Origin of the sequence: Arthrobacter sp. zg-Y916, assembly GCF_020907385.1 — a bacterium.
Taxonomy (GTDB): Bacteria; Actinomycetota; Actinomycetes; order Actinomycetales; family Micrococcaceae; genus Arthrobacter_B; species Arthrobacter_B caoxuetaonis.
On sequence record NZ_JAJJOD010000001.1, the window covers coordinates 217,767 to 231,279 of the forward strand.

The window sequence follows — 13,513 nt, forward strand, 5'->3', positions numbered from 1 at the left end:
GCAGGTGTCATGGTTCCGGATTGGGCAGTGCCTCCAGAGTAAGCCACATGTGACGGGTGCCACTCACTGTGACTAGCCGCGGGGGCGTCCGGGCTTTTACGCCGCAGGACTCAATGGAATAGTGGTGCCTAACCGTAAGCATGCTGATTGCAGGAGGCTTCCATGGGAGAACGGCTCGTCGCTGATGTCATTGTTGACCGGCTCCAGGCCTGGGGGGTGCAGCGCATCTTCGGCTACAGCGGAGACGGAATCAACACGGTCCTTGGGGCCCTCCGGCGCGCAGGGGCACCGCGGTTCGTGCAGGTGCGGCATGAGGAAAACGCCGCTTTCATGGCTGTTGGGCACGCCAAGTACACCGGCGGGGTGGGCGTCATGCTCTCCACCCAGGGCCCCGGTGCCGTGCACCTGCTCAACGGGCTCTATGACGCAAAGATGGACAGCGTTCCCGTGGTCGCCATCATCGGCCAGCAGTCCCGGACGGTCCTGGGCTCTGCGTACATGCAGGAAATCGACCTGCTGAACCTCACCCGCGACGTCGCGTCGTCGTTCCGCCAGCAGGTCAACAGTCCCGAGCAGATACCGCTGGTGCTGGACCGGGCGTTCAAGTCCGCGCTCGCGGACCGGGGACCCGCCGTCGTCATCATCCCGCATGATGTCCAGCAGGCGCCTGCGCCGGAGCTGGAGCACGAACACGGCATCATCACCACCGCTCCCGTCTGGAGCCCGCCCAACCTGGTGCCGGGGCAGGCAGACCTGGAAGCCGCAGCAGCGGTGATCAACGACGGCGCCCGGGTCGCCTTCCTGGTCGGTCAGGGTGCGCGCGAAGCCTGGCCGCAGGTCAAGGCACTGGCAGAGAAAATCGGCGCCGGCATCACCACGTCCCTGATGGGGAAGCCCTATGTCGATGAGTCGCATCCGCTGGCCGCAGGCGTGATGGGGCATCTGGGCACCAGCGCCAGCGGCGTCGTGATGGGGGAGTGCGACACCCTGCTGATCGTGGGCTCGAATGACCCGTGGACGGAGTTCTATCCGCCGCCCGGGGCCGCGCGGGCCGTCCAGATCGACATCGACGCTGCGGCGATCGGCAACCGGTATCCGGTGGAAGCCGCGGTCACGGGAGAGGCGGCCGCCAGCCTTGAGTCGCTGCTGCCGCTGGTGGAGCCACGCCCGGAATCAGCGTGGCGGACCCGGGTCGAAGGGGCTGTCCAGGACTGGCACCGGCTCGCGGCCGAGCGCGCCGGAACCCCCGCCCGGCCGGTGAACCCGGAACTCGCCGTGCGTGAGCTCAGCGGCCGGCTGCCCGGCAACGCGCAGGTGGCCGTCGACGTCGGCAGCGTTGTGTACTGGTACGCGCGGCAGCTGCGCCTTCCCGCGGGAGTCCCGGCACACCTCTCCAGCACCCTTGCCAGCATGGGCTGCTCCATCCCGTACGGGCTGGCGGCGAAACTGGCAGACCCGGAGCGTCCGGTCATTGCACTGTCCGGTGACGGTGCCATGCAAATGGCCGGTGTGGCGGAGCTGATCACTGTCAGCAGGCTGTGGCCGGACTGGGCGGATCCGCGCTTCGTGGTGATGGTGCTCAATAACGGCGAACTCGCCGAGGTCACCTGGGAACAGCGTGAGATGGAAGGGGATCCCCGGTTCGACCAGAGCCAGGCGCTGCCGGACTTCTCCTACGCGCGGTACGCCGAGCTGCTCGGCCTGCAGGGGATCCGGGTGGATGATCCCGCGAAGATCGGGGCCGCGTGGGATGCGGCGCTGGACGCGGACCGGCCGGTGCTGATCGAAGTGATGTCCGATCCGGACGTTCCCCTGCTGCCCCCGTTCCCCGGAGGAAAGGAACAGGGCCAGTCGATGATGGACGCACTGGTGAAGGAGGGGCCCGCCACGCAGCACGCCCGCGAGCTTCTTGAGACCTACCTGGGCCAGGAGGAAGACCTAGCCCCGTAGCTCCTCAGGAGGAAGGACAGGGGTGAACCGCACCGACGTGCCCGGCCGAAGCTGGGCAGCCAGGTCCAGGTCCGCCTGCACGACGACGCCGATCACGGGATACCCGCCCGTCACCGGAGCATCGGCAAGGAAGAGGATCGGCAGGCCCGAGGGAGGGACCTGGACCGCGCCGGGCAGCACAGCTTCGCTCTCCAGTTCCCCGGAACGCCGCCCGGTCAGCGGCTCACCGGAGAATCGGATGCCGACGCGGTTCGAGTCCTGCGCCGCCGTCCAGGTCCGGGAGGCGAACCCGTCCAGTCCTGCGGCGTCGAACCAGTCCTCACGCGGCCCGGGAATGTAGCGCAGCTGGACGTCCGTCTCCGTCCCCGCCCCGGCCTCCGTCCCGGCCTCCGTCCCGGCCTCCGTCCCGGCCTCCGTCCCCGGCAGCGGCGGAGCGGGCTCGGGCAGGCCGACGGCGGTTCCGGGTTCCGGCCCCACACCGAGTCCGCGTCCTGCCGTGAGTGGCTCCGGTCCCAGGCCCGCCAGTGTGTCCGTCGACTGGCTGCCCAGCACCGGCTCTCCGGCCAGGCCGCCGCGGACGGCGAGGTAAGTGCGCAGCCCGGCGGCCGGCGGGCCCAGCGAAAGGACCTCGTCAGCCCGCAGCAGGAAGGGAGCATCGAACGGAGCCGGACGCTCCGGCCTGTCAGCGGCCTGCAGTGCCAGTGGAGTTGAGGCTCCGGTGGCGGCAACGACCAGATCCCGCTCTGCCCGGAGCCGCAGCCCGCCGAACAGGACTTCCAGGCCGGCGGCTCCGGCAGGATTGCCCACCATCCGGTTCGCGCGGACCAGGGCGGAGCGGTCGGCAGCGCCGGAGCGGCCGACGCCAACATGGCTGTAGCCGGGCCTGCCCAGGTCCTGGATGGTGGATTGCAGGCCCGGATCAAGAACGACGGCGGCGGGCGGCGGGCCGGGAGTCCCGGCGACGGTGTGTTCCCCCGGTATGGTGCGTTCCCCGGATATGGGCGCAGCTGCCGTGTGCAGGGCTGCGGCAGGGCGCTGCCGGAGGGCAAGCTGCTCGCGCACCGGCCGGAACCGTACCGTCGCTCCCGGACTGATCAGGGCGGGTTGCTCACGGTCAAGATCCCACAGCGGCGCCGACGTCCGGCCAATCAGCTGCCAACCGCCCGGGGACGAGCCGGGGTACGCGGCGGAGTAAGCGCCGGCAAGTGCAACGGCTCCGGCCGGGACGGCGGTTCGCGGCTCGGCCCGCCGGGGGACGTCCAGCCGCGGGTCGCCTCCGGTCAGGTACGCGAAGCCCGGAGCGAACCCGCAGAAGGCAGCGGTCCAGACGGCGGCGCTGTGTGCCTCGGCGACGGCATCGGCGGACCCGAGGCCGGTGAGGCGGGCAACCTCAGCCAGGTCCTCGCCGTCGTACACGGTGTCCAGTTCCACCAGCCCCGCCTGGCCGGCACGGTCGGCGGCACGGAGCTCCAGCTCGGCAAGCAGGCCTGCCGCCTGCCGGGCGTGCGCCGGGGTCGCCAGGCGGACCAGCACGGTGCAGGCCGCCGGAACAAGCCCGGTCTGCCCGGGAAGCGGGTCTGCCTGCAGGCGGGAGTGCAAGGCAGCGGCCCCTGCGGGTCCGGCGAGCTCCACCAGCAGGGCCCGTTCCCCGGCCCGCCGCACGAACAGGACCGGGTGGGAGATCCCGGGTTCAGATGAAGCTGGCAACATCGACGCCGTTTTCTTCCAGGGCAACCCGGACAGCCCGGCCCATGGCTACCGCGCCGGGGGTGTCACCGTGGACGCAGATGCTCTCGGCAGCGACATCGATGACGGTGCCGTCCACGGCCTGGATCTTGCCGTCCAGCGCGAGCCGCAGGACATGGTCGGTGATTTCGCCGAGGTCTTGGAGCACGGCTCCGGGAACCGTCCTGGAGACCAGCGTGCCGTCAGGGTTGTAGGCGCGGTCCGCAAACACTTCGGCAATGGTGCGCAATCCGGCCTCGGCGGCCAGACGTTCAACCACGGAGCCCGGGAGGACCACCAGCGGCAGGCCGGGGTCCACTGCGCCGACCGCGTCGATCACGGCGCCGGCCTGGCGCGGGTCCACGGCGATGGTGTTGTAGAGGGCGCCGTGCGGCTTGACGTAGCTGACCCTCGTCCCGGCCGCCAGGGCCAGGGACTGCAGCGCACCGATCTGGTAGATGATCTCTCCGGTCAGCTCAGCCGGCTCCACGTCCAGGGCACGCCGTCCGAAACCCGAGAGGTCGCGGTAGCCGGGATGGGCGCCGACGGCGGTCCCGGCCCCGGCGGCAGCGATGCAGGCTGCGTACATGGTGCCGGCGTCCCCCGCGTGAAAACCGCAGGCGACGTTCACACTGGAAACGGCGCCGATCATTGCCATGTCATCCCCAAGGGACCAGCGGCCAAAAGATTCCCCGACGTCGGCATTCAGGTCGATCGTGGCCATGTCGGTTTCCTTTGTCGAAGAAGCTGGGAGCTCCCCAGCTTTCCGTTTTCGCCGGTTATGTTCAACATCTTTGCGCTTCCTGACGATTGTGTCCGCGGCAGCGGAAAGATGTTGAACATCACGTCCCCCGGGCAGGGGACGTTATGTTCAACATCTTTACCAGCTGCGGGCTATTGGCGTGCAGGTGCCCCCAGTTCCGCCGGCTCGTCATCGTTGAAGTACGCCGATTCCGAATGGGCCGCAAGGTCGATGCCCTTCAGCTCATGTTCCTCCGGAACGCGAAGGCCCATCACCAGGTCCAGGGCCTTGGCAATCGCCCAGGTCAGGATGAAGGAGTAGGCCAGCACCGCGACGGTCGCAACCGCCTGGATCCCCAGCTGGCTCCATCCGCCGCCGTAGAAGACTCCACTGACCCCGTTCGGGGCGGCATCCGTGGCGAAGAAGCCGATCAGGAGGGTGCCGATGATGCCGCCCACCAGGTGCACGCCCACGACGTCGAGGGAATCGTCATATCCCAGGCGGAACTTCCACTCGATGGCGAGGGAACAGACCAGCCCGGCGATGGCGCCGATGGACACGGCTCCGAGCGGACTGACGGCCCCGCAGGCCGGAGTGATGGCCACGAGCCCGGCGATCAGCCCGGAGGCAGCACCCAGGGTGGAGGACCGGCCAAGGCGCAGCCGCTCCATGAGGGCCCACCCCAGCAGGCCGGCGGCAGCAGCCACGGCCGTATTCAGGAAGACGACGGCGGCAGTGTGTCCTGCGCTTAGGGCGGAGCCGGCGTTGAAGCCGTACCACCCCACCCACAGCAGGCTGGCGCCCAGGATCACGAGTGGACGGTTGTGCGGCCGGCTGACCACCTGCGGCCAGCCCCGGCTCCGGCCCAGGACCAGCGCCAGCGCCAGTGCCGCAACACCTGCGTTCATATGGACGGCGGTACCGCCGGCGAAGTCAATGGCTCCGAGCGTGTTGGCGATCCACCCGCCCACCACGGTGCCGTCCTCATTGTCGAAGGCGAAGACCCAGTGCGCGACCGGAAAGTAGACCAGTGCAGCCCAGAGACCGGCGAAAACCATCCAGGCCCCGAACTTCATCCGGCCCGCTGCTGCCCCTGCCACCAGGGCAGTAGTGACGCAGGCGAACATCAGCTGGAAGACGGCAAAGAGGGCTCCCGGAAGCGCAGCCGCCGGATCTTCGGTGAGAAGCTGCTCCAGTCCGAAGAACTCCACCGGGTTCCCCAGCAGGCCCAGGGAGCCGAGCGAGTTGCCGAAAGCCGCGGAGTATCCGAAAAGCACCCAGAGGATGGCAACCAGGCTCGCGCTGCCGAAACACATCATCATCATGTTCAGGATCCGCCGCGACCCCACCATTCCGCCGTAGAAGAAGGCAATTCCGGGAATCATCAGGCAGACGAGCGCGGCGCTGGCGAGCAGCCAGGCGGTGTTTCCAGAGTCCATGTGCGGCTCCATTCCGGGACGGACCAGCCGCATGGGCTGGTCGGGAACTGGTGTTTACACGAGACCTGTGCAGCCGCGTTCCCAGGTGTCCGTCCGGTGGAAGCGCGCCGCCCTCCAAGAGTAGGAGCCGGCGTGTTACAGGGGGCAGCGCCTGCAGGTTAGGTCCGTGTTAACAGCTGCTGTGAGGCCGCTGGACGTTGCCTGAAGGCACTAGTAACTCACGTCGGCGGCCAACAACCCGAAGGACAGCGCGAACCACCCCCAGCCGGCCAATGCCAGCAGGATAAGGACGCGGCCGGCGAGAGCGGCTGCCCCGGGACGGAGACGGATGGCCTCGATGACCCAGGCACCGGCCGGAACTACTGCCGCCAGGGCCATGGCCTGGAGCAGCTGCAGGACACGCAGCGGAGCGTCCGGAACGTCCCGGTAAGACGCTATGGAGACCAGGACGGCTATCCAGCCGGCTGCAGCGGCCAGCCCTGCTCCTACACCAGCCCCGGTCAGAATGCCGCTAAGACGCCGAGGCGAAGCGCCGGGAATGCGGTGCCGGCGATGGAGGGCATAGCGGAGCGGCCAGGCGATGACAGTCAGCGCCAAAACCCCCAGGCAACCGGTGAGCAGCGGAAGTACCACCCTGGCGTCCTGCCACGCGGCTACCGGAAGAAGCGCGAAAGCGGAGCTGAACCTTATGGCCTCGACACGGCCGTCCGGCGCATGGGCAGCCAGGATCTCCTGGCCATCAGCCTGCCGCCACACCCAGGGCCCTATTTCTTCGTACACTGCCGGAGCAAAGCCAGCGGGGTCCGGGGAAGCGAGCAGGGTGCCGTCCGGCTGGGCAGTCAACACAGTCTGGCCCGTCAGGCTGATCAGCCCGGCAAAGGAGCTGAACGGAGCCCGGGATTGCTGGTAGACGCCGGCTATTGTTTCAGCCCGATGGAAGGCGTCACCGGAGGCAGGGGAAGGCGTGTCCGTGCCCTCGGAGGGAACAGTTCCTGAGTTCTCCAAACCGCCGGGGCCGCCGGGCAGATAGCGGTCAGCGAAACCTTCCGTCAGGGCCTGCCGCAGAGCAGTTGGATCGCTGGGCGAACGGCCATTCCCGTTGAAGGCGACAAAGATGCCCAGACCGGCGTCGGGATACAGCCGCATGGCGGTGTGAAAGACCTGGCTGTCGCCGTCGTGGCCCAGGGCGCGGTGGCCGCTGCGGCTGTGGTCGAAAAACCCCAGGGTCATACGCGGTTCCAGGCTGTCCCCATCCGTGAGTCCGGGCGAGAGCATCTGTGCCAGGGTCGCAGGGTGCAGCACCCGTTCAGGCTGTGGTCCAGCGCCCAGGAGAGCCAGCATAAATCGGCCCATGTCGGTGGCCGTTCCCGAGGCGGCACCTGCGGGAGCCGCGGCCACGTACTCAAAGGGGAGGGGCGGTCCGGCTTCATCCGGATATCCGAAGGCCAAACGGTCAGCCAGGTGCGGCGGCAGCGGCTGCGCGAAGCTGGTGGAGTCCATATCCAGGGGGTCAAAGATGTGCTGCTCAACGTAGTCTGCGAACGGCTGGTCAGCAGTACGTTCGACGATGTAACCGGCCAGGGCATTGCCGTAATTGGAGTATGCGGGCACCGTGCCGGGCCGGAATACCTGTGCCGGGGGATCGATGGCCACGGTGTCCCGCAGCGGCGGAGCAGCATCCGGGGAGACGAGCCCGCGGATACGCTCCTCGAAGCCGGCGGTATGCGTCAGCAGATGCCGAAGGGTCACCTCGCCCTTGGGCTGCGGCAGATCGAAGTCCAGGTACGCGGAGATGCCTGTGTCAAGATTCAACTCGCCGCGCTCGACCAGCTGCATCACCGCCGTGGCGGTGATGGTCTTGGACACTGAAGCGATCCGGAAGAGCGTGTCTTCGGCAGCCGCTGCCTTCCCCGGGGTGCCGGTCTGCGCCTGACCGTAGCCCCGGGCGGCGATGACCTCGTCCCCCGCGACCACGGAAATGACAGCGCCCGGAATTCCCGTCGAATCGAGGGCACCGGGCACTAGACCGTCCAGCCACTGCCCGACGTCCTGCCCGGTGACATGCGCAGGAGCTGGTGCTGAAGGCAGCTGTGCAGCCGGGGAAGCCTGCACAGCGCCGCTTCCAGCGGCGGTCAGGGCCAGCAGCGCGGCAGCGAGAATCCGGAGACGCCTTCGGCCGGCGGTTGTAGGAGCCATCCCAGAAGTATGCGTGGACCATGCGGCTGATGAGGTTTCCGGGGCTGATGTTACGGTGTGTCCGGTCGAGCCTGGTTCCCGGAAGAGTTGCCGCTAGGCGGCGCGCACGCTGCCGCGGCCGAAGGTGATGGCCCGCACCAGCTGCACGATTCCCAGCACGACCAGGAAGATTCCACCGAAGATGACCAGTGCGGCCAGGGACTCGACCGGCAGGAACAGCACCACGACTCCGGCAATGATGCTCAGCACCCCGAAGGTTATGGCGTACCAGCGCGACCCTCCGGTTTCGATCTCCGTCAGCGCCATGATCCCCTCGATGATCCACGCAATTCCCACCACCATGCCAAGCACCTCGAGTGAGGACAGCGGATTCCGGATGGCAGCGATGCCGAGGATGAAGAGCAGCACACCCAAAATGATGTTCAGTACCCGCAGGCCGGATGACATGGGGGCGGTGATTCCGCTGACGACGCGCACTATGCCCGAAATGAGGAAGTACAGGCCAAAGAAAAAGGCGATGACGGACAGTGTGGCCTGGGGCCAAAAGAGGATCAGCAGTCCGATGACGAGTGCAACACCGCCTGCTATGCCGAAGCCGGTCCGCACCGCCGATATGGTCCGTGAGGAGAGCTCGCTGGTGTCGAGGGAGAGTCCTCCCCAGCCGTAAGCGCTTCCGTGGGTCATGGACATGGTCCTGCCTCCCGAGATCTCGGAATCCGTCCCCAAGCTCTTTGGATTATCCTCCGGCGGTGAGCACCAAACCAGTGGGGAGGACGCCTCGGTGCCGCTGGAAAAGGAATACCTGCGTCGACCACCGTTGGCACAAGACTCAGTTCAGCCGCTCAGTTCAGCCGCTCAGTTCAGCCCCAGTGTCTTCCGCACCTCCGCATCGCTGGTCTGGCCAAAGACCCGGTAAGCCTGACCCACCGAGGCGAGCCGGCTGTTATCCCAGGGCACCACGACGTCGTCTGCGGGCCAGGCCGCCAGGGAAGCGGGGCCGCAGCTCATGGGTGCGGCGGCCACCAGCCACGCCGGGTCCAGTCCTCGAACCGCGGCCAGTGCAGCACGCATGGTCGCCCCGGTGGCGAGCCCGTCGTCGACCACAAGGACCGTCTTGCCGGAGACCTGCTGCGGCGGCAGCCGGGGCCGGTAATTTTCGGACCGGCGAAGCAGCTCTGCCCGTTCCGCAGCGGCAACGGCGTCCAGTTCCGCCTGGGCGCTCGCCGGTTCCGTGTCCAGCCAGTGCCGGACGACGTCGTCGTTCCAGACGGCAACGCTCTCGCCCGCCGCCTCAGCCACCGCGCCCGCCGCAAGTTCCGCCTGCCGGGGATGGCCCACTTTCCGAACCACGACCACGTCAAGCGCTGCTTCCAGTGCGGTTGCCACTTCCGCAGCTACCGGAACACCGCCGCGCGGCAGGCCGAGGACCAGCAGCCCGGGGGTGCCACGGTACTTCCTCAGCGCAGCGCCAAGCACCCGCCCGGCTTCGGACCGGTCGGAATAGGGAAAGGGGTGCACTGGCCTCTCATTCACAGGTGCTCCTGCCCTGTTGGCCTCCTGCCTGAGGTGGCGCCCGGGGAGCGGGGCCGTTCCTTCCACGGTAGGACGGCGGAGGGGCAGCGGCAATGAGTTCCGGTGCCGGAGCGGTGCGTTGCAAAGGGCACTGCGGCGTAGCAGGCTGGCCCCATGACTGAAACGGCAGTAATTACCGGTGCAACCTCGGGCCTGGGTGCTGAATTCGCACGCCAGTTGGCTGAGCGCGGCTACAACGTTGTGCTCACCGCCCGGGATAAGGAGCGGCTGGAAGCCAAGGCGGGCGAACTCGCATCCCGCTACAAAGTGGAGGCATCCGTGCTTCCCGCGGACCTGTCCACCACGCAGGGGGTGGACGCCGTGGCTGCCAGGGTGGCGCAGCCCGACGTCGCGCTCCTAGTCAACAACGCCGGCTACGGACTCAAGAACGACTTCCATGCCAACCCGGCCCAGGCGGAGCTCGACCATTTGAACGTGCTGGTCACCGCACCCCTGCTGCTCAGCCACGCTGCGGTCAATTCGATGCTGAGCCGGGGCGGCGGCCGGATCATCAACGTCGCCTCCGTGGCCGGATTCATTCCGCGCGGTACGTACAGTGCTGCAAAGTCCTGGGTCATTAACTTCAGCCGCTGGGCCAACCTGCACTACAACTCCCGCGGGATCACGGTAACGGCGGTCTGCCCCGGTTTCGTGCATACCGAATTCCATCAGCGGATGGACATGGACAAGACTCTCTATCCGACCTGGATGTGGCTTGACGCAGACCGCGTGGTGCGCGAGGGACTCAAGGACGCGTTCGCCGGGAAGGGCGTATCCGTGCCGTCAACCCGTTACCGGGTCCTGGCCGCGATCGGCAGCAGGGGACCCCAGGCGCTGGTAGCCAGGATCGCCGGCCGCGGGCGCTAAGAGGCGGGTACACCTGGTTTTCCAGTAGGCTTCCAAGCACGCTCCAACGCTGTTGAAAGGTCTCACCATGGCACTGCCCGTATACGCCCTGCACGAGAATCCCGAGTGGTTCCCGCCCTTCGCCAAGGCATTCGAGGCTGAGGGAGTCGAGGTGCACGAATGGCTGCTGACGGACGGCGTCCTGGACCTTGATGCCGCACCTCCGGAGGGAATCTTCTGGTCACGGATCAGCGCCTCATCCCACACCCGCGGACACGGTCTCTCCAAGGACTACGCCCGCGCGGTGCTGGCCTGGCTGGAAGCCCACGGCCGCCGTACGGTCAACGGCCGGCGTGTCCTGGAGCTGGAAATGAGCAAGGTGGACCAGCTCACCGCCCTGCGTGCCGCAGGCATTGAGACGCCCCGCACTGTAGCGGCGATCGGCCGCAGCCAGATCCTCGCTGCCGCCAAGGAATTCCCGGTGCCGTTCATCCTGAAGCACAACCAGGGCGGCAAGGGCCTGGGCGTCCGCAAGTTCGAATCCCACGGTGAGCTGGCCGACTACGTGGCCTCGGAGGAGTTCGAGGAACCGGCCGACGGCATCACGCTGGTGCAGGAGTTCATCCAGGCGGCGGAACCGTTCATCAGCCGGGTAGAGCTGGTCGGAGGGAAGTTCGTCTACGCCATCCAGGCAGACACCGCCCGCGGAGGCTTCCAGCTGTGCCCTGCCGATGCCTGTGCGATCGACCCCTCCACCGGCAGGCCGATCATGCCGCCGGGGGCATCGATCGCGCCGGAGCCCGACACCCAGCTCTTCAGCCTGCGGGAGGGATTCGACCACCCCATCATCGCCGCCTATGAGGAGTTCGCCCGCCGGATGGACCTGGAGGTGTGCGGCATTGAATTCATCGAGGCCGCGGACGGCCGGCTGCTGACCTATGACGTGAACACCAATACGAACTACAACGCCGTGGTTGAGGCTGCAGCACCCGTCTCCGCTCCCCGGACACTGGCCGCCTATCTCGGGGCGCTCGCCGCAGAAGCGTAGCTCCGGCCCACCCATCAGCGGGAGTTTTCTCCGCCTATGCGCGAACTGGAATATAGTCGGAAAGTACCGAACTAAGGAGCTCCTTCACATGACCGCTGCCCAGGAACCGCTGTGGGTTAGGCACTACCAGCCCGGCGTGCCGGCAGAAATCGAACTGCCGACGGAATCGCTGACCGCAATGGTGGAAGACGCCGTCGCCCGGTTCGGCCCCAAGGTAGCCCTGGAGTTCTTCGGCGCCGAGACCACGTACGAGCAGCTGGGCGACCAGATCAACCGTGCAGCGGAAGGCCTGCGGAAGCTCGGGGTCCGCCACGGACACCGGGTCGCGATCATCCTGCCCAACTGTCCCCAGTACCTCGTCGCGTTCTATGCGGTCCTGCGGCTGGGCGGCGTCGTCGTCGGACACAACCCGCTGTACACCGAGCGCGAGCTGCGCCACCAGTTCGAGAACCACGGCGCGCAGGTCGCGATTGTCTGGGACAAGGCCGTCGAGAAAATCCAGGACTTCCCCGACGACGTCACGGTTCCCAACATCATCGCCGTGGACATCACCAAGGCCATGCCGCGGCTGAAGCGTATTGGCCTGCGCCTGCCGATTCCCTCGATCCGCCGGACCCGTGCGGGCCTCACCACCAAGACCGAGCACACCATCCCCTGGGAAAAGCTGCTCGCCAACGATCCGATCGACCCGCTGCACCCCAAGCCGACGGTCAACGACCTCGCCGCCCTGCAGTACACCTCGGGAACTACCGGCATGCCCAAGGGCGTGATGCTCAGCCACTACAACCTGCGCGCCAACGCCCTGCAGGGGCAGGCCTGGATGCACGGAGCCAAGGAAGGGGAGGAGGTCATCTACGGCGTGCTGCCCATGTTCCACGCCTTTGGCCTGACCCTGTACCTGACGTTTGCCATGCTCACGGGTTCCCGGCTGGTGCTGTTCCCGAAGTTCGACGTCGACTTGGTCCTGGATGCGGCGAAGAAATCCAAGCCCACCGTTTTCTGTGCCGTGCCGCCGATCTACGAAAAGGTGGCCATCGAGTCCAAGAAGCGCGGCATTGACATCTCCACCATCCGCTACGCGATTTCCGGGGCTATGACCCTCTCTTCAAAGACTGTTGAGCTGTGGGAAGAGGTCTCCGGCGGACTGCTGGTGGAAGGCTACGGGCTGACCGAGTCCTCCCCGGTGGCCCTGGGCAATCCCTTCGCGGAGAGCCGCCGCAACGGAACCATCGGCGTGCCGTTCCCCAGCACGCGCATGCGGGTGGCAGATCCGGACGATGTTTCCCGGGACGTACCGACCGGCGAGCCCGGCGAACTGCTGATCAGCGGGCCGCAGGTGTTCTCCGGTTACTGGAACAATCCCGAGGAAACCGAAGAAGTCCTGACCGAGGACGGGTGGCTGCGCACCGGGGACATCGTCACGGTGGATGAAGACGGTTTTGTGAAGGTGGTGGACCGCCGCAAGGAGCTCATCATCACTGGAGGGTTCAATGTGTCTCCCTCCGAAGTCGAGGAAGTCATCCGCAGCAACCAGGACGTCTCCGACGTCGCCGTGGTGGGCCTGCAGCGGGGCGCCAGCGGCGAGCAGGTGGTCGCCGCCGTCGTGATGCAGCCGGACACCGAATTGGACGAACAGGCACTGCGTGCCTTCTGCCGTGAACGGCTCACGCCCTACAAGGTTCCCCGCCGCATCGTGGCGATCGAGGAGCTGCCCAAGTCGATGCTGGGGAAGGTGCTGCGCAAGCAGGTCCGAGACTCGCTGGAGGGCACCATCTAAGCACTCCAGCTCCAGCCTGGAAAAACGCTACAGGGACGGCCGCCGCATGGTGGCCGTCCCTTTGCCGTGCGGGGTTCATCTTGACGGGCCTATACACAGGCAGTGGAATAATAAGTAGGCTTGGTAGTGCAGGCCCGGCCCGATCACGAAGGCCGCGACAAAGCCATGGACATGCACCGATGACCCGGTAACCAGGCCGCTGCGGGCGGAAGCGGCAG

The 13,513-nt window shown here is 67.1% G+C and carries 10 protein-coding genes; 4 read left to right on the forward strand and 6 right to left on the reverse strand.

Features of this window, described 5'->3' with window-relative positions; translation table 11 throughout:
• Window positions 1-162 precede the first annotated feature (162 nt).
• The gene (locus LOC59_RS01065; RefSeq protein ID WP_227916746.1) at window positions 163-1,950 is read left to right on the forward strand and encodes a thiamine pyrophosphate-requiring protein; all 1,788 of its coding nucleotides are present in this window, start codon (window positions 163-165) and stop codon (window positions 1,948-1,950) included.
• Here LOC59_RS01065 and LOC59_RS01070 read toward each other — a convergent pair.
• The 6 genes from LOC59_RS01070 to LOC59_RS01095 form a co-directional block, all read right to left on the reverse strand.
• Window positions 1,939-3,660, reverse strand: a complete 1,722-nt coding sequence (locus LOC59_RS01070; protein WP_229970228.1) for a 5-oxoprolinase/urea amidolyase family protein — start codon at window positions 3,658-3,660, stop codon at window positions 1,939-1,941. The two genes, LOC59_RS01065 and LOC59_RS01070, sit on opposite strands and share 12 nt — an antisense overlap.
• Entirely contained in the window at window positions 3,641-4,399 is a 759-nt protein-coding gene (locus LOC59_RS01075) for a LamB/YcsF family protein (RefSeq protein WP_229970231.1), read from the reverse strand. The genes LOC59_RS01070 and LOC59_RS01075 overlap by 20 nt, the downstream gene beginning before the upstream one ends.
• Before the next feature lie 170 nt (window positions 4,400-4,569).
• Window positions 4,570-5,856, reverse strand: a complete 1,287-nt coding sequence (locus tag LOC59_RS01080) for an ammonium transporter (RefSeq protein WP_229970234.1) — start codon at window positions 5,854-5,856, stop codon at window positions 4,570-4,572.
• Between the two features lie 210 nt (window positions 5,857-6,066).
• Window positions 6,067-8,052: a serine hydrolase domain-containing protein gene (locus LOC59_RS01085; RefSeq protein WP_229970237.1), complete on the reverse strand. Its 1,986-nt coding sequence runs from the start codon at window positions 8,050-8,052 to the stop codon at window positions 6,067-6,069.
• A 93-nt stretch (window positions 8,053-8,145) separates the two neighbouring features.
• A complete protein-coding gene (locus tag LOC59_RS01090; protein WP_227895832.1) occupies window positions 8,146-8,736 on the reverse strand; it encodes an HdeD family acid-resistance protein in 591 nt (196 codons plus the stop codon).
• Between the two features lie 171 nt (window positions 8,737-8,907).
• A complete protein-coding gene (locus tag LOC59_RS01095; RefSeq protein ID WP_229970240.1) occupies window positions 8,908-9,585 on the reverse strand; it encodes a phosphoribosyltransferase in 678 nt (225 codons plus the stop codon).
• Between the two features lie 153 nt (window positions 9,586-9,738).
• Here LOC59_RS01095 and LOC59_RS01100 point away from each other — a divergent pair, with 153 nt between their 5' ends.
• The 3 genes from LOC59_RS01100 to LOC59_RS01110 all read left to right on the forward strand — a co-directional run bounded on the left by LOC59_RS01100 (window position 9,739) and on the right by LOC59_RS01110 (window position 13,295).
• A complete protein-coding gene (locus LOC59_RS01100) occupies window positions 9,739-10,491 on the forward strand; it encodes an SDR family NAD(P)-dependent oxidoreductase (protein ID WP_227916743.1) in 753 nt (250 codons plus the stop codon).
• A gap of 67 nt (window positions 10,492-10,558) precedes the next feature.
• Window positions 10,559-11,518 carry an ATP-grasp domain-containing protein gene (locus LOC59_RS01105; RefSeq protein ID WP_227895829.1) on the forward strand — a complete coding sequence of 320 codons (960 nt, stop codon included), beginning with the start codon at window positions 10,559-10,561 and terminating at the stop codon, window positions 11,516-11,518.
• 88 nt (window positions 11,519-11,606) lie between these two features.
• A complete protein-coding gene (locus LOC59_RS01110; RefSeq protein WP_229970243.1) occupies window positions 11,607-13,295 on the forward strand; it encodes a long-chain-fatty-acid--CoA ligase in 1,689 nt (562 codons plus the stop codon).
• The last annotated feature ends 218 nt before the right edge of the window (window positions 13,296-13,513 follow it).